This is a genomic window from Caulobacter zeae, assembly GCF_002858925.1.
Lineage (GTDB): Bacteria > Pseudomonadota > Alphaproteobacteria > Caulobacterales > Caulobacteraceae > Caulobacter > Caulobacter zeae.
In genome coordinates, this window is sequence record NZ_PJRS01000041.1 from 169,260 (window position 1) to 196,090 (window position 26,831).

The following is a 26,831-nucleotide window of genomic DNA, read 5'->3' on the forward strand; positions in this document are numbered from 1 at the left end:
AGGTCTCGCCGACGGGCGCCGGGTTCGAGCGCGCCTTTGCGCTCGAACCCGAACACTCGAGGAGAGACTTTCATGACCGAGGATGACCATACCGCCGCGATCGCGGTGCTGAACGACGCCTGCCGCGCCGAGCCCGGCGCGCTCTGGGTACTGACGCCTGGCGTCCAGGCCCTGCCCAAGGCCGACCAGGCCAAGGCCGTCGCCGCCGTGTCGGACTTCGCCGACTTCTCCGAAGCCAACGACCCGCACGGCGAACGCGATTTTGGCGCGTTCGAGGTCGGAGGCGAGCGGCTCTTCTGGAAGATCGACTACTACGACCTGGATCTCTGCATGGCCTCGCCCGATCCGGCCGATCCGGCGATCACCAAGCGGGTGCTGACGCTGATGTTGGCGCAGGAATACTAGAAGGCCGAGCCCGCCGCGCCCGTTGACGCGGCGGGCTTTGGCGGCGCGGGAACGGGCGCGGCGGGCGCGGGCAAGCTTGCCCTGGCCGGGGCGGCCGATCCTTTGGGGATCGGCCGCTCTTCGTTCGCCTAGTGCACGGCGTTGGCCACCAAAGAATGGATGGCGAGCGGGCGACATCGCTTGGCGCTGTCGAGGCGATCGATGTCCTGTTCACACGCTCGAGTCGCCAATAGGCTGCGCTGTGAAGAACGGGTTCAAAGGGGGATCTTATGGCCGATCCGACGGGTACGGCGCTTGTGGTCGCGGGCAAGACTTTAGACCACGTCCTCTCACCCAAGCTTCGCGAGTATCTGCTCGGGCCGGTCTTCAAGGCCTATGGCAATGCCTGGGGGGAGGACGCTGAAGAGCGCATCCGGCGGCGACGGGCCAAGGCCGTCGAGCGCGCCGAACAGCACATGATAGTCGCGGCTCGGGTTGGACCGGGTCGTAGCTATGACGATTTGGCTGACGAGCCTGAAATGGATGAATGGGCCGCGGGCGCCAGTCAGGTCGATGAGGCGGTGGATCCCGAACTGGCCAGTTTCTGGCGAGCGGCCCTGGTAGCGATCCGGTCCGGCGATGGAGCCCGCGCACGTCTGCTCGCCATGGTCAAACGTCTGGAGCCCGACGACGCCATCTTTCTAGCGATGGCGCGGCGCAGGGCGCGGATCATTATCGCCCCCAAAGCGCTGCCTTATGCGGCGATGTTCGGTCGGCTCGCGGCGGCGGGGGTCGTCGAAGGATCAATCGGTCTCCTGAAGGCGCGCCCGCAATACGCCATCGCGGTCACGCTTATGCCGATGTTGGTCTACGTGGCTTTCAGGGTGCAAGGTCTCAGTTTGCCGCACATGCGCAACCTACTGGAACCTTTAGCTTTGCCGGCCGCCCTTGCGACCTTCGTCGTCGGCGGTGTGGCCCTGATCCAGTCGCTTGTTGGACCGCGTCGCTATCTTACGAGCGACGGTAAGGTGCTCTTGGAGCACCTTGCCCGTGTCCGCGCCGCGGAGGGAAAGGCCAAGGCCGCGCCGTCCGATGAGACCTCAAGCGACGGTGATGCGGCTGGGGGCGGGAAGAAAGCGGGAGCGAAGAGGCGCGGCGGCAAACAAAAGGGCTAGCCAACCTGCCTTTCACGGTCGGAGCGCGGATCGGCTGGTTGTCGAATACGCGTCTACAACGAGCTAGGCGCGACGAGATTTGGTCGTGACGCCAGGGTGTGGCCACCCAAACCGCCTCGCGCGATTATCGCGTTCGGTGATGCTGAGGGCCTCGCCACTGGAGCAATCGCCCATGAAGTCTCGTCACCGTCTCAAGATCGAAGGCACCTACGTCACCGCCACCGCCGAGGGCTGGGGTCTGCCTGTGCTTGTCGTCCTGGTTATTCTGGCGGCCGCGGTGGTCATCGCCGCGCCGACGTTGGGCTGGTCCCTCCTGGGGCTTTAGGTCAGCGCCGCGCCGCCTGGCCGTGTCGGATCCGACCTTGTCAGGCGGCGCGGCCGCTCAGGCCTTGCCGGCGATCTGGCGTAAGGCCTGCTCGAAATACTCGGCCGGCTGGCCGCCCGAGATCAGATAGCGGTCGTTGATGACCACGGCCGGCACCGAGCTGATCCCGGCCGCCTGCCAGGCGCGTTCGGCCTCACGGACCTCTCGCGCGTAGCGACCGGAGGTCAGGACCTCGAGCGCGGCGTGCGGGTCAAGGCCTGCCTTCATCGCCGCCCGCACCAGCGTCTCATGCTCGGACGGGGCCTGATTGTCGGTGAAATAGGCTTCGAACAGGGCTTTCTTCAGCGCCGTCTGATCGCCGACCTCGCCCGCCCAATGCAGCAGGCGGTGGGCGTCGAAGGTGTTGTAGATGCGGCTGTTCTCGTCGGTGGCCATGGTGAAGCCGACGGCGGCGGCCCGGTCGTGGATCGCTTGGCGATTGGCCGCCGATTGCTCGCGGGTGGCGCCGTATTTGCGGCCCACGTGCTCGACGATGTTCTCGCCTTCGGGCGGCATGTCCGGGTTGAGCTCGAAGGGCTGGAAATGGATCTGCGCATCGACCAGGTCGCCGACCCGCTCCAGCGCCGCCTCCAGGCCGCCCAGCCCGACCACGCACCAGGGGCAGGAGACGTCGGACACAAAGTCGATCTTCAGGGGCTTGGTCATGGCGCGGTCCGATGGGGCAGGGAAGGCGGATATGGGGATCCGCATAGCGATTGCATCGTCCAGGCCGCCCGCGCCAGGAAAGCGCTAGACCCGCCGCCGGCACGCATTCAGTCTGCGAGCCGGACGAGCAACTCGTTCATGCCGTCGCTGAGGGCGGCGCTCCAGGCCGGATGGCCAGGACCCGCGGCCAGGGAGATGTCGCTGGCCCGCTCCATGTGCAGGATCGTTCGCTCTCCGTCCGGCGCGCGACGGCTGAATGCGAACTGGCCGCTGCCGCGCAGGAATGCGCCATCGCGGTGGTGCAGGCTGATGAAGCGCTGACCATCGATCAGGACTGCATCGCTGTCGGCCGAGAGGCGGCGATCCGCCGCTTGGCGCAGCGCGCCCCACATCGTCGTCATTCTCGTTTTCCTCCCAGCTGTCGAGATGGTTAACGACCATGCTGGGCAGGACGATTCCCGCCCAGAGATCGCATCGGCGGCAAGGCGAATTTTCAGTGGATCGATCGACTCGGTCGCTGCGGGCGCAAGTGTGGCTGGGCCTCCAGCGTTCTCAGCCGCCATCGCACGCCCGGTCCTGTGGCCGCGGAAACCTAGTGACCGAGCGATGGGTCCTTGCGGCTGACATCGAGGACGAACACGTCGATCTGGCCTGCGTAGCGCGGTGGTACGAGTGCAGCCAAGGCTTCGCGCATTGCTTGAGGTGTGGCCGGAGCAGGACTGGACGCGGGGGCTTTCACGCGTTTTCGCGCTGGAACTTCGGCGCCGAACCAGAGCACCAGGTAAATCCCGCAGCCTTGCGCAGCCCAGTCTATCGCGTAGCGCGCGCCGAGTTGCGTCTCAACCGCTTCCCAAAGCTCAGGATGCCATTGGCCCTTAATCTCCATGGGAAGCTGAAGGTCGCGCAAAGCGAATGCTGCGTCAGCGCGCTTGCCGAAGGGCATGGCGCGCTCCGGGATCCGAGCTATCCCATAAGGGAGCAGGCCGTTCATGAGCCGGAGCAGGCTGTTGCGGCAGTCATTCTCGCCCAACGGCCCGTTTGGTCCGTGGAACGTCGATACGTCGTCGGTGTCGCTGCCGTGGACCAGGCCCTGGACCTTTTCCAAGACATCCATCAGCACTTGGCGCAGCTCGCCCGTCGTCCTTGGCGGCTCGTCCCGCAAGAGCCCACGCAAGGCTTCGAGCGGCACAGGCTGATAGGTGGCTTCGATCCGGGTGCGAGCCTGAGCAGCGGCTGCCGCCCGCAGGTAGTCGCTGTAGTCGTCGCGAGGACTCTCACAAAGTTCATCGAGCAACTCGGTAGCTCGCGGGGCTGGATCCGATGCGAGGCGGTCGATCAAGCCATAGAGCTGCTGATGGGCCTCCCAGCCGCTGTGGTTGCCGATCCATCCGTCCGCCGGCGGTTCTTTCCTGGGAAAATCGCGGCGGTAGCTTCGCACCAGCCAAGCGGTTTGATCGGCCGAAAGCCGAACCGTGGGACGATCACGCCAATCACGAGCGCGAAGGCGCGTAAGCACGGCCCAGAGGAGCGTCGCAGTCGGTTCACTGACGGTCGGGTCGTCTACGAACTTCTCGAAGTCGCCCAGGAAAAGCACCGCGCGCCATAGGTCGAATTCACCATCACTGGTGATGGCCGTTTGCGCCTTGGTCTTGGCGAGGACGACAAGTTCATCGACCAGGCTAGCCGTAATTAGCCGATCGACGAGAAGTTCAAGCGCGTCATGGCTCATCGAGGGGTATGTCGCCAGCCATTGTTTGGCCAGGTCGCAAGCCAGCTCTGTGGAACGCTTTGCGCGCATGAGCACGTTCAATCCTCGAACGGGCGAGCGACGCGCTTCGAGCTCGGGCTCGATGAGAAGACGCCAGAAGGCTTCCTCCAAACCCGGATCCGCCCAGAGATGGGCGTCGAGCGCATCGCCCAAGGGTTTCAACATCGGCGTGTCCCAGAGGGGCGTGTTGAAAAGCGCGATGCGCGCCGACATCAGCGTATCGTCGGCGATATCGTCAATGCCTCGGCCGTCGTCGAGGCGCTCGGCGAGAGCGGCCAGGAGCGGATAGATCACAGAGGGGACCTTGCTTTCCGCAAAGGTCGTCGAAATGTCGGCAGGTGTTCGCAGGTCAGGCCGGTGAAGGACCGCTTCGAAGCCGCGCAAGGCGCTTGCAGTAAGATCAGGGCCTAGCCATCGGGTTAGGCGTCTGCGCCCCGTCGGCTCTGACTTCAGGCTGTGGTCAGTACCGAGATAGACCTTGGCCGGGCCTAGGACACCCCTGAGCTCTCCGGCCTCGACTTCAGCTTGGTGAAGCCCGTAGACGGCGCGCTGTTCGGCCCATTTGCGTTCGCGCTTGGCGTTGGCGTTTTCGAGTCTGGCTGCGGCCTTGATCTCCCAATCGGTGGCGACGCGCGCGGGGATACTTTGCGCAAGATAGAGCTCCAGCTCTGGTGAGCCTTCGGCAAAGGGTTCGGCGGCGGCGATAATCGACGGGGACAACCCTGTCTGACCGCGGGCCTCATCCACAAGGCCGCGCCAGAGGTCGGCGACCTCGGGGTCTTGAGGCGATAGGCGCATGACGGCGTCGAAGAGCTCAACGAGATCGCTCTGGTTCAAGGCCAAGGCGGAGCAAAGAGCGACCATCCGCCAGCGCCTATCCCAAAGAGAGCCGTGATCGCGCTCGACCAGCAAAGCGTGCCGTTGGATCGCCCGGCGCAAGGCTGGTCGCTGTTGAAGGACGGCTGGAAATTGATCGGCGGCGCCGGAGGAATACTCCTCGTCCGGCGCGAAGGACCGAAGCCAACTCAGGACCCTGGCCGGGTCGTTGTCACCCCTGTCGATGGCGCGCGCCATCAGCCCGGACACGAAGTGGGAAAGCTCGAAGCTGGCCTCCCAATCGGTGTCTTGGGGACGGCGAAATTGTCGGCACAGGGCGTCTAGAACGGCGGCGGCGTCTTGAGGGGAAAGGTGCGGGGTCAGCATGTCGAGCGACCCCATATTCACGTGCGCCTTTTGACCGGCTGGGTCCGGGCCAAGGCGCAAATACGAAAGAATGCAGCGTGCTATGAGCTCGGCGTCGAACCGTGTCGGCCCAACGTCGGCAATCAATTCCACCGCCAGGCGCCTGTCGTCCTCATTGGGTAGAGCGGCGAGGAAGGCCGCTGTTTGCGGCCAGTCGATGACGGTCTCCTTGACCTGCAGCAAAGCCTGAAGCGCCGCGTCCCGCTCGCGAAACACGTGAACGCCTGAAGTGTCGCGCAAGATGTGGATCAGGCAAGGCGCCAGGGCCTCGTTCAGCGGGCCATCCGTCAGCCCCTCCAGGAGAAGGCTACGCAGGTGATAGCCGGCATTGTTGTCGGACAGGATACGTTCGAAATCTGACCGGAGCTCGATGCACGCCAAACCGTTGGCGGCTTGTCGGGCAAAATCGCCTGAACGAAACAAGGGATCATGCGCAGCAAGGCGCTCCAAGGCGGCTAGCAAATGCCGGGCCTGCTCCAGGGACAGGCTGTCGACCGCGCCATAGCGTACCAGACCGTAGGGATCGGCGGCGATCGCCCGCGCGGCAAGGCTAGGACGAAAGTAGGGCAGCCAGGCGTGGAGGCCGCGAAGGCTCGCAGGCACGCCGCCGGCGGCCGTCAACAAAGCGGTCAGCCGTCCGTCGTTGTTGGCAGGCAGCGTCCTGCCCAACCACCGAGCGGCGAGCCACTCGGCGACGGCGCGGTGGATCGGCATGAAGCGCCGATCGCCAGCGGCCGCGCGGAAGAGGGCGCTGCCAAGAACCGTTCGAACCTCCGCCCCGCCGGGCAGGGTCGCAATCTCGCCTTCGTGGATGTCGCCTTCGAGCACTGCGCCCGATGCCACTAAAGAAACGGCTTCGGCGTCGGCCAGGAGCAGCGCCGCGCAGGCCGCACCGGCCGCATCCAGGGCGCTATCGGCATCTAGGCGGGCCAAGCCCGTGTCCTGCCGTTGCTGCTCACTGCGCAGGATCTCACAAGCCTTGGTCAGCAGATCGGCCTGGTTCTCAGGCAACCGGCCGTCCCGGGCGGCAACGCGGCTGAGCAACATCAAGGTCAGGGGATTGCCGTAGAGGTCGGCCAGTCCCTTGGTTTCCAGGTGCGTCAACGCCGCCTGGGCGCGATCGTCCGCCATCTTGTCGGCAAGAAAGCTGGCTGCTTTCGCGCGCGTGAAGGGCTTGAGATGGAGTTCGATTGGCGCACGTTGATACTCTGCGGCGATGTCCCCACGCGCGACGGCGCCCCGCCAATCAGCGGCGCGGCATGCCAGCACGAATTGAGGAAAACCAAGCTTGGCCAGCGCTTGGAGCACTCGTTCGATGGCCTCCGCGTCCTGGCTCGCGCCGACCTCGTCCAAGCCATCGATGACAAGGACGTCGTCACCGATGGAACCACGGATCCCCGACCTGACGAGTTGTCTGGCCGTGACGCCTCGATAGCCGGCGCGCAGCGCCAGTTGGGCCATCAGATCCGACTTTCCCATCCCCGGCTCACCAAGGATCACCAGGGGCGGGCTCAGGCCGACGAGCGCGTGGTCATCGACCCAAAGGGTTTCGCTGTTCTCGACGTAGCTCAGAGATCTGGGGATATACGACATGACAGGGCGTGACGGCTGGAAGTTGGATGCGCGCGACGGGATTCGAACGCCAACTTTCAACCTTCGCCTTAGTCGGGGCTAGAGGCCTTGAGCAACGCACGATGCGGCTCAGGTCACAGCGCCCGTGGTCGGTGGGGCGCCGAGGGACCATCTCTGCGACGGCCAGCCCCGACGCCTGGCCGTCAGCCGTTGACGGCGTCCTTCAGCTGCTTGGCCGGCGTGAAGGCGACCTTCTTGCTAGCGGCGATCTCGACGGCCGCGCCGGTGGCCGGATTGCGGCCGGTGCGGGCCGGCTTGTCCTGGATCTTGAACTTGCCAAAGCCGGGGATCGAGACTTCCTCGCCCTTGGTGGCGGCCTCGGCGATCGCCTTGAAGACGCCGTCGACCAGGGACTTGGCCTGGGTCTTGGTGATCTTGTCGTCGGCGGCCAGGGCTTCGGCGATGTCGGCGGTGTTCATGGGAAATCCTTGAGTGGGGGAATCGAAACGCGGACCCTGCGTCGCCCGCGCGCCCTTGTCACCTCAGTCCTGGCCGTAGGCAGTCTCCTCCCAAGCATCGAGTGTTTCCATCTGGGCGCGCTCCCACTCCGCAGCACCCGATCGCAGGGCATAGCGCGCCTTGGCGATCCAGGCCGGGTCGGCGATCGGCGCCTCGGCAAGCTTGCGCATCGCCTCGGGCGTGGCTTCGAACGCATACGGCTCATAGGGTTGCTCGAGCTCGACCAGGTAGGCGGCGGCCCGCTGCTCGGATCGGCGGCAAGCGCTTGGCCTCGTCGCGCGGCCAGGTCGTCAAGATCTCGTCTTCGGGTAGTCCGGCTTGGCGAGCCTCCCACCGCGCCACGACGTCCATCATGGCTGGATCAAGCTGCGGCCTGTTCCAGCGCGGGGCCCCCCGCCAGCCGCATGAACGGCTCGGGGTGGGTCAGCATCGTGTAGACGCGATCGACCACCTCGATCATCAGCGCCTTCATTTCCTCGTCGTCCAGCCGCGAGACCCGCGACCAGGCGATCTCGCCATAAGGCGTGACCACCTTGACGTCGCTGTAGTCGCCCACGGCCGTGTCGGGCGAGACGCCGGCGTGTAGTTCCTCCAGACGCGAATTGCGAAAGCCGGTCTCGACCAGGGCCAGGGCCAAGGCGCTGAGCCATTCGCCGTCGCTTGTGCTGGGCTTTTTGGCCATGGGCGGGCGTCCTTGAATCGCTCGTCGCACCATGCCGCCGGCCAGGGCCCGAGGGAAGGCGCGGCCGGCCGGCGACAGGCGAGGGACCATCTCTGCGAAGGCCCGGTCCGGGTCGGGACGCTCGTGCCGGCCTTCGGCCGGGCCGGTCCACAGGCCCACCGGAGGGCTCTTTTGCGCCGCTGCCGCGGCCGCGGGACTTAGGGCTCCGCCCTCGGCGCGCTTCGGATCGGCTTCCGCCCAGCTTCGGTCCCTTCGGGCCCTGCAGCCGGGTCCCCGCGAAGCCGCCCCTCCGCTTGCACACCTGGGTCTCGCCGACGGGCGCCGGGTTCGAGCGCGCCTTTTGCGCTCGAACCCTGACAGCCCAAGGAGGCTTCAATGACCACCTCAGAGACCCCCGCCACCGCCTCCAGCAGCGGCAAGGCCGCAGGTCCCGCCCGCATCGTCGTCCAGTACGGCGAGGTCCGGGATATTCCGCTCAATCGCCTCAAGGCCTCGCCCAAGAACGTCCGGCGCGTGGGCCATAGCGCCGAGGTGATCGCCTCGCGCGCGGCCTCGATCACCTACAAGGGCGTTCTCCAACCGCTCGTCGTCGAGCCCGAGGTCAAGGACGGCAAGGAAACCGGCTACTATCTCGTCAGCGCCGGTGAAGGCCGCCGTCAGGCCCTGCGCCTGCTGGCCAAGCGCAAGGCCCTGGCCAGGGGCGCGCCCGTCCGGTGCGTGGTCTCAGTCCTATCGGATCTGGGTCCTCATTTCGCAATTCCTCATCTCCGCGACCGCCGCCGCGTCGGTATTTTCGAACGACGGGACGCTTCAACTCTACCTCGCGGTCGTGGGGGCGGTTCTGCTGGTTGCGTGGCTTTACGTCGCGGGCAAGCACCGGCGCTACAAGGAGGATGGCGATCAGGCGCGCCGGGTCAGCATGATCCTGGAGGCGTTCACTGACCGTCCGTCTCCGGCGCAGCTATTCCAAATTTTCCAGTCGTTTAGCGTTGCGGAAACTGAGGCCTCGAAGCAGGCTGGGACGAGCTACTGGGCAACGCAAGCCCCGCCCGGAAGCGGGCGAATGGCGGAGATGCTGGAAGAGTCGGCCTTCTGGACCGAGAAGCTGCAGGAAGCGAGCGGGGCCGTCATGGCCGTTTTCCTGGGGCTCATCGCCGCCGGCGCCGCTGTTGGATGGTTGCTACTCATGCCTAGCGACAACACCGAGATGCGGGTTTCCCTCGCGCGCGTAGTCCTCTCGCTTCTAGCTTTCTTCCTTTCGTCGGACGTTTTCGGCGCACTCGCCGGCCACCGGTCTGCCGCAAGGTCAATCTGCAACATCAGACTGAGGCTGAACGCCGCCCAGGCGGGTCAGGCACCAATTGGCGACATCCTCATCCTGATGGTGGACTACAACGCCGCTGTCGAAGCCGCCCCGATGACCCTCCCGTTCCTCTACAAGCTTCGGCAGAAGCGTCTGCAAGCGCAGTGGGACACCTACCTGAGCAATCGTCCTGTCGCTACGCCCGCCGCCCTTAGGGGGGCATAGGTGCCATCGAGCTGCTGTATCCGCCAGTGCGTAGCTCGTCGGTGACGCATCTCCACGGAACGTCGCGTTCCTGGCGGAGCGCCAATGGCGGCAATTGGCAGGGGGCCCCGGCCTCCGCGAGCTCTAAAACTCGCTCTCGTCGCCAGCTCGATCAGCTAAACAGCTGGCCGGTACCGTCGTCTTCTCGAACGATCAGCGCCTTGGCCGAAGCCGAGGACGATTGCACCGACAGCCAAAGCCCTTGGCGACCAACGATGACAAAGACGAGCGGTCGCTGATGGGACGCGAAGGTCGTCGCCCAGGATTGACGATCGATCGAGGAGGGCGAAGGCTCGTCCTCGGGGTGTGAATGCCACTCGCCGATATAGCTAACGTGGCCGCGCGACTTTCGCCAGGCCGCTTCGGCAAAAGCCTGGTGTCCCTGCGGAGATCGCCAGAATCTGAATGGCGAGGCGCGGTCGCTCGCCTGCGGAGCCGAGGCGTCCGTCACATGCAGATAGCCGCCGCGCCGACAGCCCACTAAGACGCCACCGGTTTCCATCTCGAACCGGGAGCGGCCCGCTAGCCCCCGGACCTTGGCAAGCGCGGCCCGATCGACGAGCACCCCGACGACATCCTGGTTCATTCCGGGCGCAAGCCGCAGGCGGGGCATTGGGCGTCCTGGCCCCAGCTGCGGTCCTTCGGTGCGTTGGCCCGCTCCGGATCGAGAACCCGAGACCGGACCCTAGGTCCCGGCGCGGCGGGATCGTCGGCCCACTCCAACACTGCCTGAACGACCAGCGCCGCGGCCAAGGCCGGCGCGGTAGCCGCGTAGGTGACATGGGCGCCGTCGCCGCAGGCCGCCGAGGTGAACTGCGTCTGGACGCCCGGCTTCAGGGGGTTTGCTTTGAACTCTCCATGCTCTGGACGCAGGCATTTCAGGCACGCATGTGCCGTCGGCGTCACCAGCACGGTCTGCACCGCCAGGCCGTTGCCGTGAATCGAGGCGTGCAGGATGGGCGGGAACGTATTGCCCTGCCGCCGGGCCTCGAAAGCCTCGGCGTTCAGCCGCAGCCCCACGGGGTTGGAGCCGGTCGCGTCGATGACCAGGTCGTATCGCGCCACGCGCTGCAGGATCTTGAACACATCGAGCGGCGCGAACTCGACGGTCAAGGCCGGATGAAGTCGGCGGACCTCATCGGCCATGGCCTGGGCCTTGCTGGTCCGCACCGCTGATATGGGCAGGACATGGCGCGGAAAGTTCACCGCCTGATAGAGGTCCGGGTCGACGATCAGGAGCGGCGACGATTCGGCTCCGGCGCCGCAGCGCGCAAGCTCCAGGCAGACCCTCGATCCGATCGCGCCGGCACCCACCACGGCGATCGACTTGCCCAGCAGCGCCGACGGCTCGGCGAGCCGCGCATTCACCAGGTCCGGCAGCGCCAGGCTGTCGGTGACGGATCTTTCCAGGACCATACCGGCTTCACCTCGAGCGATCGCCCGCATGCGGCGGACGAGGGGGGCCTTTTTAAACGCTATCTTCGCGACCTCGGGCCAGCAGAAGGTTGCGCCGACCGACCCGTTCGGCGCGACGACGACAAGGGTCCCGCCGTCGATGACGTCGGACGAGAGCGCCGTGTTCAGCGCGCCCAGGTCATCGACAAAACTTCCTAGCCAGGCGCGGAGCGAAGCCAGGCTTTTACCTGGCCCCCCGGCCATGACGGTGTTCAGCGGTCGATCTACGCGGATCACGAAGGCGCTGCCGGTCTTGGATTTCGGCTGCTGCCATCGCTTGGCGCGGTCGACGGTGGTGACGAGCTTGCCGTGCCGTTCGTCCCTGACCCAATCGACCGATACGGCCGGCCCCTGGAAGCCGGACGGTAGGTCGGAATGCAGGAAGGTTTCAGGCTTCCAGTAAGCGATGAACTCGCGTTGCAGGTCGTCGGTCGTGGAGCCGTGAAGAACCTGGTCCAGCGTCGTCTTGACCGATTCCAGGACGCGCAGGATTGCGCCGCCGCCGTTATAGAGGTCGTATTCTTCGACCTGGGCCTCCGCGTAGCAGAAACTGTCGTCCTCGTTCACGTGGGCCCGGATACGGCCCCTTATCGCCTCGTCTTCGATAAAGACCTGCGGCGGCGGCATCATCAACGGATCGTCGATCGCGATCCTGATCGGCACGACGGTCTTGCCCGACGACAAACGGCCTCGATAGGAAGTCTGCCCGCCCCGCGTCGCCGCGAAGCGAAAGCCGCGGGACTTCAGCGCCTGGTCGATCGACGACCAGGCGCGATTTTCCAGTTCGCTCACCCCGAGGTCTGCGAGCCGACCCGCGGGGAGGGGGCGGGCTGCGATGCGGTCGAGCGTACGGCCGCGATCGTCGCCAGTGGCGCGACCAGGGACGAGTCGTTAGGGACGCGCGGCCCGAAGAGCTTGATGATGCGGCCCACGACGCCGCCCGAGCTGGCCTCGTTGTTCAAGGCCGTGTCCAGTTCCTCGCGGAAAGACCGGGCGCTCAGTTGGAAGTGACCCTTCTCGGCGGCCGTCCAGTGGTCGTTGAGCATCCGTCCCGTAACGACCGGGTTTTCAATGTCGGCGCCGATCTTCTCGGCGAGCGCGCGAACGACCACGAGCAGGCCATCGTCGTCACGACCAGCAACGGGCGGGTTGTTGGCCTCGTCCAGGGCCTCTACCGCGCAGACCATCAGCGCAATGGAGCTGAGCGCGCAGGCGTCCCAGCGCTCGTCACGCCAGGCTTTCAGGTAACGGGTGATGCGCTTCAGGTCGGTCCAGCTGGAATGACGGCCCGCGGCCTTCAGGAACCAGTCTTCCAGCTCCAGTGGATCAGACTGCTCCCAGCCCTTCTTCCTGTGGGCCACGTAGATTTCAGTGGGGTCCAGGCGCAGGTCGCGCGGACCGTTGACGAGCGTGGCGCTGTCCATGGCGCGGTTGGAGGCTGCCTCGGCGAAGGCCTTTTCGAGTAGGACCATCTTCTGGTCGGGGATCGCGTAGATGTTGACGTCGAGGTGGCACTCGGCGTCGACCTCGATCCGAATGCAGATGCTCTTGCTGGTGTCGAGCGTCCAACCTTCGGCCTGGCAGAGCTGGGCGAGGATGCGCTCGCTGATCAGGAAGAGCACCCCCGAAGCGATGGAAGGGTTGATACCGACGATCGACATCGGGATGTACATCCCGTCGTCCAGATCCAGCTGCTGGCTGCGCTTGGCCGGGCGGTTCAGGGTGTCGTATGCCCAAGACCCCTGGGTCCGGAACTTCGGATTGAAGCTGAGCTGCGATGGATTGACCGCGGCCCGGCCCGGAGCGGCGCGCAAGAGGCTGTACTCGGCCTGGGTCAGATATTCGCCGGCGCGCTTGAGACCCGCCCGCAGCGCCGCGCGCGCCTTGCGGCGAACGCCGAGCAACTTTTGGCGTTGATCCTCGGTGATCGTCAGCTCATGACGCAAGCAGGGCAACGTGCCCGGCCGGTAGAAAAGCTTGTGCGCGTTGTACCGCATCTAGTTGCCCCGATCGGCCTTCTTCCCATATCTGGGGTATGCGACTTCGTTTGCAAGAGGTTGACCGTGCATTCTGTGCTGGGCTGGAAGACATGGTTGATGGCGGTGTTGACCCTATGCGCGGGTCTGATCGCCGCCCAGCTGGCCTTCGGCGTGGCGGCCGGTCAGGCCGTGCTCAAAGGCGTGAGCTGGACGTCGTTGGCGGCGACGGTGTTCGTGGCCTCGCCCCTCTGGCGCTTTCTCTGGCTGATGCCCTGGTTTCGGCGTCGCGCGCCGCCGCTCGACGGTGTGTGGACGGGCGAGGTCCTGTCTAACTGGTCGGTCGTCCAGGCGCTGAAGGACGCGGCCAAACAGTCCGGTGGCCCTCCTGTCGATGTCGATGCCGTCTATGCAACGCTGCCGCCTCTAGCGACCCATTCGGTGACGGCTACGATCGAGACGTCTTTCTTCAAGATCAGCCTCGAACTCGAAAGCCAGGGGACCCGGTATCAAACCTCGTCGTTGAAGATCGCCGAGTTGAAGCCCGCCGCCGACGGGCAGCGGGCGACGCTTCACTACATTTTCGAGGGGCGGGTACTCGAGCCCAGGCCCGGGGACGTGACCTGTTTCGACGGCGCCGCCAGCCTCTCCATCCTGATGGACGAAAAAGGCGGTTACGCGCTGGAGGGGCCCACCTGGAACAACCGGGCTTGGGCGCGTGGACTCAACACGGCCGGCGTTATCCGGATGAAACGCGTCGAGCAGCGCTTCTGGAGGGCGGCGACGTTCGGACTTCTGCCCGGCAAAACCCGCAGTCTTGCTCCGTAGTTTCCAGGCGAATAGCAGCTCGAGAACTAGGAGCATCCCAACTTCTACTCGGGCATGGAAAGCTTGAGAGCACGGTCCGAAACTGCGGGCCGAATGCATGACGCACCCTCACGGAACGTCGCGTTCCTGGAGGCGCGCCAACGTCAGCAATTGGCGCCTATGGGCGGCAGAAGTGCCGAGCTAGGTTAAGGTCGGTGATGCGTTGGTTAGGCGGTCAGCTTCACGTCGAAGAGCCTAGCTAGAACTTCCGAAACAATGGCATCGGCTGCAGCCAACTGCTCATCCGAAATCTTCGGCGCGGCGCGACCGAACGTCAGGTCGTGGCGCAGACGTCCGATCTGCTCAACTTTGGTCCAAAGCGGATCCGGGAGGGGAACGCGCGCGCGCAGATCCGCCGATACGGTCCTGTCGCGGTTGATCAACTGCGCCAGATCCAAGCTACTGAGCTCGGCGCCAGCGTCGTTGACGAGGTACTCCTTGAGCGCGCCGGTGAGCGACACATCCAGGAGGTTGAACGCCAGCCAGTTGCGTTGGCTGAGATCCTGTTTCACCAAGGTTCGGGCCGCCACGACCCCTTCGTACAGGCCCACCACATAGGGCTTGGCCTGGGCGACGCCTGAGTTCGCTTTGGTGATGCGGACGGGGAGGCGAGGCCGAACGACCGGAAGGTTCGGGAGAACGGCCCTCTTGGCTGTTAGAAAGTCGTCGACCTTGTTGAAGGTGATGTCGCCGTCATCGTAGATGAACACCTTATCGGGCCATTGGCCCTCCCACGTCCTGGAAAGCGTGGCGTAGTGCTTCACGACCGTGACCAGCCAATCGTGGAGCGCCGTGAATACATGGTGCTTCGTGCTGACGTCGGATTTGCTACTATTCCAAGGCATCTCGTCCGCATCCCCATTCAGAGACACGATGACTTTCGTCAGCGAGACCTTGGGGTGTGGTAGGCCCGCCTGGCCGCGGGTGAAGCCGACTTCAAACGACTTCATCGCAGGAGCGACGAGCCGGTTGTTGCAATAGAAGTAGACACCGTAGTCGCCTGACGCCGGGCTGGACTCCTTGCTCAGGCCGGCGATCACGTCCACCCGCAAGAGCTTGCCGCTGGGCGTTCGCATCGGCCCAGACCAGCGTTGCGGACTACCTTCCGGCGGGTAGGCCCAATTGTCGAAAAAGCGTGGCTCTAAGGGAACGGTGTTAAGGCGGATCGTAACGGCGGGATTGGTGAGGAAGTTTGCGTAAGTTGCGGAGAGGTGGTGCCTCAGCATTTTGATGTTGTCGTCGTCGAGCAGTAGGCGCAGTTGATAGAGCTCAACCCTAGTGGTCCCGACGGGCAGATCGTCGACCTGATGCACCTTCAACACCCAGTCCTCGTCGTTCAGCCACGACTCGTCGAAACCGATTTGGAAGGTCTCGGCGTGCTGATACCGGGTCGTGATGACGATCTGCTTCGCCAAGGCGACAACGGCTCGCTTGGTCCCGACGCCGAAGATCCCGATCGTCTCGTGCGCCGTTGCGACCGAGCCAGACTGACCTGGTCCGACGATCACGCCCAAGTCCTCTCGTGGAAGGCCCCCAGCGTCATCCTCGACGCAAATGGATTGCTCGTCCGGGTCAAGGTGGACGTCGATCACAATCGGCTGCCGCCTGCCGGCTCGGGTCCACACGTCGAGACCATTGTCGATCAGTTCGCAGATCGACCGATTGAGATCGTAGTCAGCGATGATAGAAAGAAATAGGCGCTTCGAGGGAACGGCGTTGACGTTCCCGGCGTCGATTTTCATCGGCTTCTCCCCCGAGTAGGCGACAATCTAATCTATTCTAGATTGCGATTCGGTTTCTATGTGATCGTCAGCATTGCATCGGACGGTTTGGGGAGGGGGCTTTGCAGTTCTTTGACAGGAGCGGCGTCGCCGTCCCAACGATCTTTCGGAGTGCCAAAGCTCAGGAGATGCGCAAAGCACTTGCCGAGTTCATGTCGTCTCCTTCGACGCAGCGCTCGCAACAGTTTCCGCCACGTCAAGACTTGCCTTTGGAGGAAGATGTCCTCCGAGCAACATCAAGCCTCTTCCGAGCTAAATGCGCTTTCTGTGAATCTAAGGCATCACTAGGTTTGCACCGTCTCCGCCCGATCTCGGAGGCGATGCCGCTCGCTCAGTCGTCCGAAGCTCACCTCTACTACTGCTGGCTGGGAACTGATTGGGGAAACGTTTACCCGATCTGCCCCGGCTGCCGGCAGGCCGCGGGAAGGCTTTTCCCGGTGCGGAACGACCGTCGCGGGCCGTTGCCTACGCACGAGTTGTTTGAGTCATTCGCGAGCGAGAACACTGGGGTTTGGCGGTGGCCGCATAGAGACGGATCGCTGGTGATTGATCCATGCGCATCCCGCCAACAGGTCAGCAAACTCTCGTTTGACCTGTCTGGCGGTTTGCACGGGCAGTCCAAGGCGTCCGCGACGACAATCGACGTCTTTCGTCTCGATCGTGACGATCTCGTCGCTGCGCGTGGGGAGATGTTCGAACAATACGCCGAGATGATCCTGCGAAGCGGCGGCGAAACGAAGGTCGCCTATGACTTCCGCGACATGGAGTTCGGCGGTGGCTGGTATGCCTTGCTTAGGCGTGTGGTGAAGCGAACCGGCGAGCGGCTGGATCGGAATCTCCCTGATGGACGTCAGCAGCTGCGCAGTACGATCGGTCAGGTGTTGAGCACGCCCTTAGGTCGCGCGGCTTTCGAACGCGCTCTGGGTGACGTCCGGCGTCCAATCCCCCGCCGAACGCGCACACAAGTACGATCGTCCAGGGTCGACAGAGCGCGAAAGCTGGTCGCGGTACAGTTCCATGATTTTAAGGCCCTCGAGGACCTCACCTTAAATGTGCCCTCTGCGATTCCGCCTCGGCCCGATCTCGGTCGTCCGGAGGGCGAGGCCGCGGCTCTTCTGGTGCTCGGCGAAAATGCCGCAGGCAAGAGCTCGATCCTTGAAGGCGTCGCGCTCGCGCTATCGGATCCCGCCGCTCGCCGCCAGATTGGCAGGCCGGCCGACGGTTTTGTACTAGACCCAGACTATATGGGAGGCGACCCTGCCACGGGACCTCGGGAGGCGACGGTCACACTGCATTTTGAAGGCGGTGAGACGGCCGTTCTCGGCATTGCGAACGACTTCACGGACCTCGAGCGGCCTGGAGGTCTCCCTCGCGTCTTCGCCTATGGCGCCTTTCGCCAGTATTCGGACCGAAGTTCGCGGACGCCGGTCAGGGCCGGTGTGAAAACCTTGTTCCATTCGGACCTGATCCTCAGAAACCCCGAAGAGTGGCTGTTGAAGCTCGACGATGTCCGCTTTGCGCTCGTCGCAAGGAGTCTTCAGACGATCTTTGGAATAGACGCCAAGCTTGAAGCGATCGAGAAGGACGAAGAGAACCGCCGCTGCCTGATCGTGACGGAGGTCGAGCCCGGCGGCACCCGGACGCGAACGCCCTTCAGCGTTGCCTCTTCTGGCTTCCGGTCGGTCATCGCAATGGTCTGTGATTTCCTACAGGGTGTGATGGGCTCCGGACATCAGCCTCTTCGCCCCCTCTCGGAAGCCGCCCCCGTCATCCTCATCGACGAGATCGAGGCGCACCTTCACCCGAGATGGAAGATGAGGATCGTTCCCGCTCTTAGGACCCTGCTGCCGTCGGCGACTTTCATCATCACCACTCACGATCCGCTCTGTCTCCGTGGCATGCACGATCAGGAAGTCGTTGTGCTTCGCCGACTGCCCAAGTCGGTAGGCCTGTCGGTGGACGGCCGCGCCCCGACTTTCGTTCAAAGTGATGTGGATCTGCCGAATGTCGAGAACCTGACAGTCGAGCAGCTGCTCACGTCGGACTTCTTCGACATGTTCACCACTGACTCCCTTGAAGCGGAGCAGCGTACGGCGCAGCTCGCGAGCATTCTGGCGCTGCGGAAGGCGGGCGCGCAGCTGAGTGATGAGGAGGCCAAATCGCTCCGCGCGTTCGAGGCCGAGGTCATGACCTCTCTGCCACTGGGTTCGACCAAGGTCCAACAGCTCGTCGCCGACGCGCTGGGCCAGTACCTGCGCGAGCACAGACAAGCCGCAGGGGCGAATAGACGTGCGCTCGAGGACGAAACGAAGCGCCTGATCGTTCAAGCTTTGGATGGGTATGAGCGATGAGGTTTGTCAGCCGGGGCGCGACTCCTCCGCCTGCGTCGCTATCGCGTCGAAACTCGAGTGGTCTGACCGAGCTTGAACGTGTGCGCGCTCACATGAGCGCGCCGCTTGCGCCCAACGCCAAGCGGGAAGCTTTCTCGTTCGCTGCCTACAAGAACGCGGATGTGAAGCAGCGTCTCGAGGTGCTCTTCCACGGCAAATGCGCCTATTGCGAAAGTCTCTATGCGGCGCAGGCACCGGTGGATGTCGAGCACTATCGGCCGAAGGCCAAGGTGGACGGGGACGATACGCACCCTGGCTATTGGTGGGTGGCGATGGATTGGGAAAACCTTCTTCCGAGCTGCCTGGATTGCAATCGGCGGCGGAAGCAGAAGGCCCCGTATTTAGTTTCCGACCTTCGGGTCCTTTTCGCTGAGATGTCGTCTGGAAAGCAGTCCGCGTTTCCTGTCGCGGGACAGCGCGCTCACCCCGAGGTCTCAGCCTTTGATGGCGAGCTCGCCCTCCTACTGGATCCAACCCGGGATGATCCCGACCAGCACATCCATTTCCATTTCGCGGACGATAGCGGCATTGGGCTGGTCTATCCTCGAGCGATCGATGGCATGCCTGAGGCCCTACCTGCCATCTCGCCCGCTCTAGACGTGGTCGCACAGAGAGCGAGAAACGCGGGCCTTAGCGCCCGAGGCGCGGTCTCCATCCAAGTCTACGGGCTGAACCGCCTACGGCTTGTTCAGGAACGCGCGGGCATCATCCGGCGGTTGCGTTTCCTTGAGGAGCTCCTGCGCGATCTCGGAGACATCGCGCAGAGCATCGATCAGCCGCAGATCACTCAGGCGCATCCGATTGTCGGAGTGGCCGCAGGGGGGCTGCGGCTCCTCCAAGGCCGGATCCTCACCGAGATGACAGCCACGGCCGCAGACGGTGCCCCATACTCGGCGATGGCGCGTGCCTATCTGCGGGATTTCCGAGAGCGAGCTCAAGCGTAGAGCATTGACCGTCCTCGCCAACGGGCCTCACCTCTTCTGGCGTGACAGCGTCGGCATCGAGCAGAATCCGGAATCTGCATGTCGGTCGATCTAACCATTCGGTGTTGTCCAACTGTTGACGCGCGTCTGTGTCGGCTGGCGGCTTGAAGGTCTGCTTTCCGCGAGCGCGCAAAGGTCCACTGTTGGCGCGTTTCGCGTCAAGCGAACGGCCTTGCAAAACGGCGGACCAAATCCTGCTATCCGCCCCAGGCTGCCTCGTTGGCCTGACGCCTGAGCTTTTGGATCAGCCGGGATAGGGGGGAGAGCCAACCCGCATCTGTGCCCGTTGCGGCAATGATCGTGTTGATGTCGTGCAGATGCGCCGCCACGAAGTTGAAGAGTGTGTTGTAGCCGGCAGCAGCCGCCTGAACTGCACCGGCTCCCAATGCGCTGGCCTTAAAGCCATCCACCAGAATAGACATGCCGGCCTCGCCCAAAACATGGCCAATGCCGATGGCAAGCCCACCTATGACCAGCCCGGCGACCTGGCGAGAGCGAGCAGAATGCGGTCCCGTACCCACCGACTGAACGGCGTCGGCAACCAGCGTCTGAGTCGCCGGAGAAAAGAGTGCCGTCGCCTGCTGAATTTCGGTCGCGAAGCGCGTGGCTGCCCGCTCAAAGGCTTCGATTGTCCGCTCCGGCATCTGGTAGGCCGCAGCCCCTTCGACGAGGGCTTGGCCGTCTGGGTTGTTCATCACGAAGGCGCCGTGGAGGGCAATCAGATCATCAGCTGCGAGCGGGGCGTCGTTCGGCAGAGGCGGCAATTCTTCACGTTCGATCAGATCGCGGGAATGCCGGTAGGCGTTCTCAAGCATTACGCCACGGGCATAGGCACCACCGATGGATGGTGTGTCGCCCCTCAAGACTTCCTCGTAGTTCTGAGCAGCCCGAAGCAGGTTGCTGTGGGCGTTGGTGCCCGCGAGCGATTGCACCAGCCGTTGGGCGGCCTCTCGAAGCGGCGCGAGTAGAGGAGATGGCGGCCGGAGATCCGCTGGCTCAGGCCAGCCTTGGAAATCCAGACGCCCAAGCTCGTCTCGGCCGAATTTCGGAACTGAACCGTCGCCCTGGCCGCCGGCTAATTGGGCCGCCACGGCCTCCATCAGACTCTCGACGCTGACGTCTTCCTCGTCGTCGTCATCGAAGTCTGGCGCTTGGGTCGCGTCGTCTAGGTCGCCATCGTCGAAGTCGCTGAAGTCCTTTGACGCCCAATCGAACAGCCCGTCGCTTTGGATTTCATCGACCGCGGCCTCGATCAAACCCTGCGGGGCGTCGGGGAAATTGCTTTCGACCTCCTCGCGCGCATCGAAGGGACCACCATTGACCCATTGATAGCCGCCTTCGGCGCTGACGTAGGGCAACCGGTTGGCGGGATCCTCGAAGTTCGCGTGGAACCACTCAACCATCGCGTCGATCTGCGATTTTCGCTCCTCTGCCGTGAGGGATGAATCTTCGTCTTCCGAGTCGGGCTCGTCGGGTTCGAACTCGATGGAAAAATCGAAGTTCTCGATCAGCTGGTGAGGGCCGATGTTCTGGTCGATGTCGTCCAAGATGCCGACCGGATATTCCCATGCCTCCCACGACAGCAAGCCCAGATCAGGATGGTCGATTTCTGCGGCGAACTGGAGCCGCGGGCCCATCTGCTCCTCATCGCCACCGACCTGGTCCCAATCGAGCTCCTCGGCCTCGATGCGATAATCGACCTGCGTCGCGGCATGGCGGATCAAAGCTGTGCCGTTGATAGCCACCGTCACGTGTGTGGGTCCTTATCGAGCGACGCTTGGGTAGAGCTTTAGAAGATTTCTCTGCATGGCCGCAACAAAGGTCCGCTCAGCTTTGCGCCGCCACGGAAGGGGGCGGACGGGGTGCTGAAGGTCCGGAGTCTGGAGAGGTCCGATGTTCCGCTTCTGGCGCGAACACGTCGGAGAAGCGGACTCGTTGGTCGTCAGGTCTGGTTGTCGGCCTAACCGTCGTCAGGCCTCTGACTTCTGTGTGGCGTAGGCGCTGTGCCTGGCCCGGCCAGAGTGTTTGGCCTGATAGAGAGCAAGATCGGCGCGACGCAAAAGCTCGTCGGCTGCCAGCGGCGTCTCGCCAAGGCTAGCCAGGCCGACGGACCCGGACAGTCGCGCCGTCCCGCCGCGCACCTGCACCTCGTCCTGCAGGGCGCCCACCAGGCGCTCGGCCAACTGATGCAGTCCCGCCTCAGAGGGGGCGGAGGCGAGGATGGCGAACTCATCGCCGCCGAAGCGCGCTACCGTGTCGGACGCCCGGCAGTTCGCGCTGAGCCGCCTGGACGTCTCCACGATCAGGTCGTCGCCGGCCTGGTGACCCAGGGTGTCGTTGACCGCCTTGAAGCGATCCAGATCGACCATGAAGACGCCGACCGCGCCAAGTCCCCTACCATTACGGGCAAGCGCCAGGTTCAGGTTCTGAAGGAACAGCGCGCGGTTGGCCAAACCCGTCAGCGGATCATGCAGGGCCAGATGCTCGGCCTGGGCCCGAGCATCGACCACCCTATGGGCCAGGCGTCGCGCGCGTCCGATCAGGAGCGCGCCGCCCAGCGTGATGACGACCACCAGGCCGCCGATCAAGGGCGCCAGCCGGCGGAGCAGGGACTTGCCCGCGTGCTCCTTCACCCAGCTGATCGTGGCGCCGTCTCGCCTGTCCTGCCAGACGACTTCGGCATGGGTGCGCCCGTCATCGCGGCGCCGGATGCGTTCGAGCCGAAAATCGTCGAGGCCTAGGCGGTCGGCGAAGCTGGCCTTGAGGCTTTCACGGTCGAGGGGGGCGGCGCCGATCAGGATTTTGCCGCTGGCGGGATGGCGCACGACGACGGCGACCACGGGTGCGCCACCGTACCATTGCAGCTCTCCCTGATAGGCGTCGATGGCGGGCGCGTCGGCGAGCCGCCGCGCCAGGGTCGCGAACGAGGGCGGTATCTCCGGCTGGACCGCTCCGCCATGGGCGTCGGCCTTGGCCAGTAGTTCCCGCGCGAGATCGTCGGTGACGTCGTCCAAGTGACTGGAGAACATTTCCCCGACCATCGCGCCCAGCCGCGCATCGGCCATCTGATCGACTTCGCGGCTGGCCAGCAACAGGGCCAGAGGGACCGTCAGGATGGCTGCGACGAGGATCAGCGCAAGCGGCGCAAGAATGGTCCGTTCGGTGACGCCGTTTTGCATGCCCGGTCCTGGTCAAGGTGAAGCCGTGTCGGTGGCGCCAAACCCCTTGCTGGATACTTAACCGTGGATCGACCGCGACCGTTGGGCGCGACGGTCGAGCACGCTAATCGCCGGGCGCGGGCCCTGTTCGAGGCGCCGGCCGAGGCGGCCGACTGGCGCGAGCTCTGGCCCGAGGAGAACCGCTTTTCGCTGGATCGGTCGGTCAGGCCGGCCGCCGACGGGCAGGTAGCCCACTTCAGGCGCAGCTCAGCTGTTTGGAACGTGATGGTTGCGACGAGCGCGGCCCCGCTCCTCCATTACGAAGGTCAAGCCGGACCAAGCCGGCCACGATCTCATGCGCGAAGTCGCGAGAGCTGCGCAGTACACGCCTCAGGTCGCGGCGGCCAGTTCGGCCGCGATCGCCTGCTCGATCATCATGCGAGAGCGCACGCCGCCGGCGTCGATATTCAGCCTCAAAAGGCGGCGGTCGGGATGGCGCAGCAGGTTGTCCTGCTGGCGCTCCAGCATCTCCAGGTCCTCGCCGAAGATCTTGGCCTGGCCCTGGCGGATGGTGTCGGTCAGGGCCGTGTCTTCGACCGCGAAGTTGCGGGCCATGCCCCAGAAGTACCAGTGCGTGGTTTCGGTCTCGGGCGTGATGAAGTCGACCACGATGCTGGAGGCCTTCCGGTCAGCCGGCGCGTCGTAGCCGCCAAGGCCTTCCAGCGCCACGCCGACCTCGATCATCACGTGGCTGGGCGTCGAGAAGCGGCAGATCTGCCAGCGGTCGACGATCGCGTCCTCGGGAAGGCCCGCGCCGCGCAGGGCCATGCGCCAGAAGGGCGGCGCGGCGATTTTCTCCATGAACCGGCTGGTGACCACCTGGTCGGCCTCGACGCGGGTGTTCACCGGCGCCTCGTCGATTTCCTTCTGGCCGATGCTGGAGGCGTGGACATAGGTCTCGTGCGTGAGGTCCATCAGGTTGTCGACCATCAGCCGGTAGTCACAGGCGATGTGATAGAGCCCGCCGCCATAGGCCCAGCCGGGGCTTTCGGCCCAAGGCAGGTGATGCAGCTTGGCGGGGTCGGCTTGATCGGCCTCTCCGGGCCAGACCCAGATGAAACCGTAGCGCTCCAGCACGGGGAAGGCGCGGATGGTCGGGAAGCTCGTCACCCGCTGTCCGGGCATGGAGGTCGCACGGCCGTCGCAGCCCATGCTCAGGCCGTGGTAGCCGCAGACCAGCTCGCCGTCGCGCACGAAGCCCAGAGACAGCGGCGCGCCTCTGTGCGGGCAGAAATCCTCCAGGGCCACAACCTGGTTGGACCGGCCGCGATGGAAGACCATGCGCTCGAAGCAGATTTGCCGGCCCAAAGGCTTTTGCCCGATCTCGTCAGGCGTACAGGCCACATACCAAGCGTTTTTCGGCCAGGTCGTCCGCGGCGCTTCCTGTGGACCCATGCTCGCTTCCTCCCGGCGGCGATCTGCGTCGCCCGTATTGGATCCAATAGGGGCGTGGCAAGGATCGGTGTCAAGTGATTGGATCCATTGTTCTTGCTGCGTGGGCGCGGACAGCTAGTCTGATCGATGATGGACATGCCCAAGATGAAGCCCGGCCAATGGGTGATCGTATCGCTGCGCAAGATGATCGCCTCCGGCGAGCTGAAGCGCGGCGAGCGGATCGCGGAAATCGCCACTGCGGAAGCCCTCGGTGTGTCGCGAATGCCGGTTCGCATGGCCCTGAGAGCGCTTGAGCAGGAAGGTCTAGTGGTGAAGCTGGGCGCGCGAGGATATGCCGCGCGCGGACCCTCGGAGATTGACATTCGCGGAGCGATCGAGGTGCGGGGCGTTTTGGAAGGCCTGGCTGCATCCCACGCGGCCATCCGGGGTTTGTCGCCCGAACACGCCGCAACGCTCCGCCGTTGCCTGCAAGACGGCGACGCACTTTTGGATCGCGATGCTCTCGATGAAGCGGCGATCGAAGCTTATCACGCACTCAACCTGACTTTCCACGCAACGCTGGTGGAGGCTGCAGGCAATTCAGCCATTGTGAGCGCCCTGGCTCGCAACAACGGCCTGCCGTTCGCTAGCGCCGACGCCTTGGCCCTCGACCTGAGCGATCCGCGAGGCGAACTCCTGCATCTGCGGGCCGCTCACGCTCAGCACCACGAGGTCTTGGAGGCGCTGCTGGCCGGCGATGCGGTGGCGGCCGAACGGGTGATGCGTGATCACGCTCTGGCGGCCATCCGCAACGCCAAGGTGTTCGTCGAGCCTTAGCGCTTTGATCTGAGGTTCTTGGCGTCGCTTCGCTGCGAACGCGTCAGCGATCTCGTCGTCGTTGGGGTTCGACGCCGCGGCCGAGAAGCAACGGCGTCGAAGGCGCGCCACCTCTAGAGGACAGGTGTCGAGCGCGGTCGTTTCGCCGTTTTCCTGTCTTTGTACGCCACAGTGCGATCTGCCGATTTGGCTGTTGAGATCGGCCCCAGCCGGGTCTTCTTACTCATCCCCGTAAGCAACGGGGACCCGCCGTGGACCTTTCCGAAACCGAGACCGGACGTGAGCGCAGCCGCCAGATGCTGCGCACCGCCTTGGGTCCTTTGCTGCTGGCGCGGCTGGAGGATCCGGGCGTGGCCGAGGTCATGCTCAATCCCGACGGTCGGGTCTGGGTCGACCGGTTCGACGCGGGCCTGGTCGATGCGGACCTGTCGATCGGGCCGGCGGACGCCGAGCGGATCCTTCGCCTGGTCGCCCATCACGTCGAGGCCGAAATCCACGCCGGCCGGCCGCGACTGTCGGCCGAGCTGCCGGGAACCGGCGAGCGTATCGAGGGGCTACTGCCGCCGCTGGTTGCCGCCCCGACCTTCTCCATTCGCAAGCCCGCCAGCCTGGTCTTCACCCTGGCCGACTATGTCCGCGCCGGCGTGATGAGCCAGGAGCAGGGCAGGGTGCTGCGCGACGCGGTGGCCATCCGCGCCAACATCCTGGTCGTGGGTCCGACCTCCAGTGGCAAGACCACCCTGGTCAACGCCCTGCTGGCCGAGGTCGCCGCGTCAGGCGACCGGGTGATCATCGCCGAGGACCTGCGCGAGCTGCAGTGCGCCGCGGAGAACCAGGTAGCCCTGCGCACTCGCGAGGGGCTGGCTAGCCTCTCGGACCTGGTGCGCTCGTCTCTGCGCCTGCGTCCCGACCGGATCATCATCGGCGAGGTGCGCGGCGCTGAGGCTCTGGACCTGATCAAGGCTTGGGGCACGGGCCATCCGGGCGGGGTGGGGACCCTGCACGCGGGCTCGGCGCTGGGCGCGCTGCTGCGCCTGGAGCAATTGATCCAGGAGGCGGTGGTCGTCGTGCCCCGCGGCCTGATCGCCGAAACCATCGACCTGATCGCGGTCCTGCAGGGGCGGGGCCGACAGCGCCGCCTCTCGGACCTCGCGCGCCTGGATGGGCTCGCGCCCGACGGCGCCTACCAGCTCAGCCCCGCCTGAGATCCCGCCCCTAAACCCCCGGAGTTTTTGAAGATGTTCACGCGAGAACCCTCGCGCCTGCGTGCACGCCTGCTCGCCGGCTCCATGCTCGACTGCCGCGGGGGCGTTCCGCCCCTGACCATCGCCGCCCTTCTGGTCGCTTCCTCGGCCAAGGCCGCCGGCTCCTCCATGCCCTGGGAAGAGCCGCTGCAGCGGATCTTGGAGTCAATCGAAGGTCCCGTCGCCAAGATCATCGCGGTGATCATCATCATCGTCACGGGCCTGACCCTGGCCTTCGGCGAGACCTCCGGCGGCTCGCGCAAGCTGATCCAGATCGTCTTCGGGCTGTCGATCGCCTTCGCCGCCAGCTCGTTCTTCCTGTCGTTCTTCAGCTTCGGCGGCGGGGCGCTGGTCTGATGGCCGGCGATCGTGGACACGGGTTCGCCGCGCCGGTTCACCGAGCGCTTTGCGAGCCGATGCTGCTGGCCGGCGCCCCGCGCGCGATCGCCTTGGTCAACGGCACCCTGGCCGCGGCCTTGGGGGTGGGCCTGCGGCTGTGGATCGTCGGGCTTGCGGTCTGGCTGGTCGGGCACGGCCTGGCGGTCTGGGCCGCGCGCCGCGACCCGCAGATCTTCGACGTCGGCCGCCGGCATGTCCGGCTGCCGGCCTATCTGGAGGTCTGAGCCGTGCTCGATCTTCGCGAATATCGCCGCCGACCGGCGCGTCTGGCCGACTTCCTGCCCTGGGCCGCCCTGATCGCGCCGGGCGTGGTTTTGAACAAGGACGGCTCGTTCCAGCGCACCGCTGAGTTCCGCGGGCCGGACCTG

Annotated in this window: 25 protein-coding genes; 12 read left to right on the plus strand and 13 right to left on the minus strand. The window is 64.9% G+C overall.

Annotated elements, in window-relative coordinates; translation table 11 throughout:
• Window positions 1-72: 72 nt before the first annotated feature.
• From SGCZBJ_RS20335 to SGCZBJ_RS25765, 3 genes are all read left to right on the plus strand, one after another.
• Window positions 73-405 carry a DUF3768 domain-containing protein gene (locus SGCZBJ_RS20335; RefSeq protein WP_101719748.1) on the plus strand — a complete coding sequence of 111 codons (333 nt, stop codon included), beginning with the start codon at window positions 73-75 and terminating at the stop codon, window positions 403-405.
• A gap of 269 nt (window positions 406-674) precedes the next feature.
• Complete coding sequence (locus tag SGCZBJ_RS20340; RefSeq protein WP_101719749.1) at window positions 675-1,559, plus strand: hypothetical protein; 885 nt, start codon at window positions 675-677, stop codon at window positions 1,557-1,559.
• A 172-nt stretch (window positions 1,560-1,731) separates the two neighbouring features.
• On the plus strand, window positions 1,732-1,884 hold the full coding sequence (locus tag SGCZBJ_RS25765; RefSeq protein ID WP_165799394.1) for a hypothetical protein: 153 nt from the start codon (window positions 1,732-1,734) through the stop codon (window positions 1,882-1,884).
• 57 nt (window positions 1,885-1,941) lie between these two features.
• Here the strand turns inward: SGCZBJ_RS25765 and SGCZBJ_RS20345 are convergent, their stop codons facing one another.
• The 6 genes from SGCZBJ_RS20345 to SGCZBJ_RS20365 form a co-directional block, all read right to left on the minus strand.
• Window positions 1,942-2,589 (minus strand): DsbA family oxidoreductase, encoded by a 648-nt coding sequence (locus SGCZBJ_RS20345; protein WP_101719750.1) that lies wholly within the window; start codon window positions 2,587-2,589, stop codon window positions 1,942-1,944.
• A 107-nt stretch (window positions 2,590-2,696) separates the two neighbouring features.
• On the minus strand, window positions 2,697-2,990 hold the full coding sequence (locus SGCZBJ_RS20350) for a hypothetical protein (RefSeq protein WP_101719751.1): 294 nt from the start codon (window positions 2,988-2,990) through the stop codon (window positions 2,697-2,699).
• 191 nt (window positions 2,991-3,181) lie between these two features.
• On the minus strand, window positions 3,182-7,192 hold the full coding sequence (locus tag SGCZBJ_RS20355) for an NACHT domain-containing protein (RefSeq protein ID WP_101719752.1): 4,011 nt from the start codon (window positions 7,190-7,192) through the stop codon (window positions 3,182-3,184).
• A 182-nt stretch (window positions 7,193-7,374) separates the two neighbouring features.
• Window positions 7,375-7,650, minus strand: a complete 276-nt coding sequence (locus tag SGCZBJ_RS20360) for an HU family DNA-binding protein (RefSeq protein ID WP_101719753.1) — start codon at window positions 7,648-7,650, stop codon at window positions 7,375-7,377.
• Between the two features lie 63 nt (window positions 7,651-7,713).
• Window positions 7,714-7,860 (minus strand): hypothetical protein, encoded by a 147-nt coding sequence (locus SGCZBJ_RS25770; protein WP_165799395.1) that lies wholly within the window; start codon window positions 7,858-7,860, stop codon window positions 7,714-7,716.
• A 191-nt stretch (window positions 7,861-8,051) separates the two neighbouring features.
• Complete coding sequence (locus SGCZBJ_RS20365; protein WP_205685432.1) at window positions 8,052-8,531, minus strand: hypothetical protein; 480 nt, start codon at window positions 8,529-8,531, stop codon at window positions 8,052-8,054.
• 216 nt (window positions 8,532-8,747) lie between these two features.
• Here SGCZBJ_RS20365 and SGCZBJ_RS26240 point away from each other — a divergent pair, with 216 nt between their 5' ends.
• The gene (locus tag SGCZBJ_RS26240; protein WP_240621591.1) at window positions 8,748-9,314 is read left to right on the plus strand and encodes a ParB/Srx family N-terminal domain-containing protein; all 567 of its coding nucleotides are present in this window, start codon (window positions 8,748-8,750) and stop codon (window positions 9,312-9,314) included.
• 121 nt (window positions 9,315-9,435) lie between these two features.
• Window positions 9,436-9,900: a hypothetical protein gene (locus tag SGCZBJ_RS20375; RefSeq protein ID WP_133149300.1), complete on the plus strand. Its 465-nt coding sequence runs from the start codon at window positions 9,436-9,438 to the stop codon at window positions 9,898-9,900.
• A gap of 151 nt (window positions 9,901-10,051) precedes the next feature.
• Here the strand turns inward: SGCZBJ_RS20375 and SGCZBJ_RS20380 are convergent, their stop codons facing one another.
• Genes SGCZBJ_RS20380 through SGCZBJ_RS20390 form a run of 3 tightly spaced genes read right to left on the minus strand, consistent with a single transcriptional unit; the run spans window position 10,052 to window position 13,391 of the window.
• Entirely contained in the window at window positions 10,052-10,525 is a 474-nt protein-coding gene (locus tag SGCZBJ_RS20380) for a Mov34/MPN/PAD-1 family protein (RefSeq protein WP_205685434.1), read from the minus strand.
• A complete protein-coding gene (locus SGCZBJ_RS20385; RefSeq protein ID WP_101719756.1) occupies window positions 10,522-12,186 on the minus strand; it encodes a ThiF family adenylyltransferase in 1,665 nt (554 codons plus the stop codon). The genes SGCZBJ_RS20380 and SGCZBJ_RS20385 overlap by 4 nt, the downstream gene beginning before the upstream one ends.
• Window positions 12,183-13,391, minus strand: a complete 1,209-nt coding sequence (locus tag SGCZBJ_RS20390) for a CBASS cGAMP synthase (RefSeq protein WP_101719757.1) — start codon at window positions 13,389-13,391, stop codon at window positions 12,183-12,185. Before SGCZBJ_RS20390 ends, SGCZBJ_RS20385 begins: the two co-directional genes overlap by 4 nt.
• Window positions 13,392-13,457: 66 nt before the next feature.
• On the opposite strand from SGCZBJ_RS20390, the gene SGCZBJ_RS20395 reads away from it, so the two are divergent.
• Entirely contained in the window at window positions 13,458-14,198 is a 741-nt protein-coding gene (locus SGCZBJ_RS20395) for a hypothetical protein (RefSeq protein WP_133149301.1), read from the plus strand.
• Window positions 14,199-14,404: 206 nt separating this feature from the next.
• Here the strand turns inward: SGCZBJ_RS20395 and SGCZBJ_RS20400 are convergent, their stop codons facing one another.
• The gene (locus SGCZBJ_RS20400; RefSeq protein ID WP_101719759.1) at window positions 14,405-15,979 is read right to left on the minus strand and encodes an ATP-binding protein; all 1,575 of its coding nucleotides are present in this window, start codon (window positions 15,977-15,979) and stop codon (window positions 14,405-14,407) included.
• A 581-nt stretch (window positions 15,980-16,560) separates the two neighbouring features.
• Between SGCZBJ_RS20400 and SGCZBJ_RS20405 the strand changes: the two genes are divergently transcribed.
• Both SGCZBJ_RS20405 and SGCZBJ_RS20410 read left to right on the plus strand, forming a co-directional pair.
• A complete protein-coding gene (locus SGCZBJ_RS20405; RefSeq protein ID WP_205685435.1) occupies window positions 16,561-18,369 on the plus strand; it encodes an AAA family ATPase in 1,809 nt (602 codons plus the stop codon).
• A 92-nt stretch (window positions 18,370-18,461) separates the two neighbouring features.
• The gene (locus tag SGCZBJ_RS20410; RefSeq protein ID WP_101719761.1) at window positions 18,462-19,352 is read left to right on the plus strand and encodes an HNH endonuclease; all 891 of its coding nucleotides are present in this window, start codon (window positions 18,462-18,464) and stop codon (window positions 19,350-19,352) included.
• A gap of 236 nt (window positions 19,353-19,588) precedes the next feature.
• Here the strand turns inward: SGCZBJ_RS20410 and SGCZBJ_RS20415 are convergent, their stop codons facing one another.
• From SGCZBJ_RS20415 to SGCZBJ_RS20425, 3 genes are all read right to left on the minus strand, one after another.
• Complete coding sequence (locus tag SGCZBJ_RS20415) at window positions 19,589-21,142, minus strand: hypothetical protein (RefSeq protein WP_101719762.1); 1,554 nt, start codon at window positions 21,140-21,142, stop codon at window positions 19,589-19,591.
• Window positions 21,143-21,361: 219 nt separating this feature from the next.
• The gene (locus tag SGCZBJ_RS20420) at window positions 21,362-22,570 is read right to left on the minus strand and encodes a GGDEF domain-containing protein (protein WP_101719763.1); all 1,209 of its coding nucleotides are present in this window, start codon (window positions 22,568-22,570) and stop codon (window positions 21,362-21,364) included.
• Window positions 22,571-22,939: 369 nt separating this feature from the next.
• Entirely contained in the window at window positions 22,940-24,004 is a 1,065-nt protein-coding gene (locus SGCZBJ_RS20425; protein WP_101719764.1) for an aromatic ring-hydroxylating oxygenase subunit alpha, read from the minus strand.
• 129 nt (window positions 24,005-24,133) lie between these two features.
• On the opposite strand from SGCZBJ_RS20425, the gene SGCZBJ_RS20430 reads away from it, so the two are divergent.
• From SGCZBJ_RS20430 to SGCZBJ_RS20445, 4 genes are all read left to right on the plus strand, one after another.
• A complete protein-coding gene (locus tag SGCZBJ_RS20430) occupies window positions 24,134-24,820 on the plus strand; it encodes a GntR family transcriptional regulator (protein WP_101719782.1) in 687 nt (228 codons plus the stop codon).
• Window positions 24,821-25,116: 296 nt separating this feature from the next.
• Window positions 25,117-26,025: a P-type conjugative transfer ATPase TrbB gene (trbB, locus tag SGCZBJ_RS20435; protein ID WP_101719765.1), complete on the plus strand. Its 909-nt coding sequence runs from the start codon at window positions 25,117-25,119 to the stop codon at window positions 26,023-26,025.
• An 84-nt stretch (window positions 26,026-26,109) separates the two neighbouring features.
• The gene (locus SGCZBJ_RS20440) at window positions 26,110-26,421 is read left to right on the plus strand and encodes a TrbC/VirB2 family type IV secretion system protein (protein ID WP_101719783.1); all 312 of its coding nucleotides are present in this window, start codon (window positions 26,110-26,112) and stop codon (window positions 26,419-26,421) included.
• Window positions 26,421-26,687, plus strand: a complete 267-nt coding sequence (locus SGCZBJ_RS20445; RefSeq protein WP_101719766.1) for a VirB3 family type IV secretion system protein — start codon at window positions 26,421-26,423, stop codon at window positions 26,685-26,687. Before SGCZBJ_RS20440 ends, SGCZBJ_RS20445 begins: the two co-directional genes overlap by 1 nt.
• Window positions 26,688-26,831: the final 144 nt, after the last annotated feature.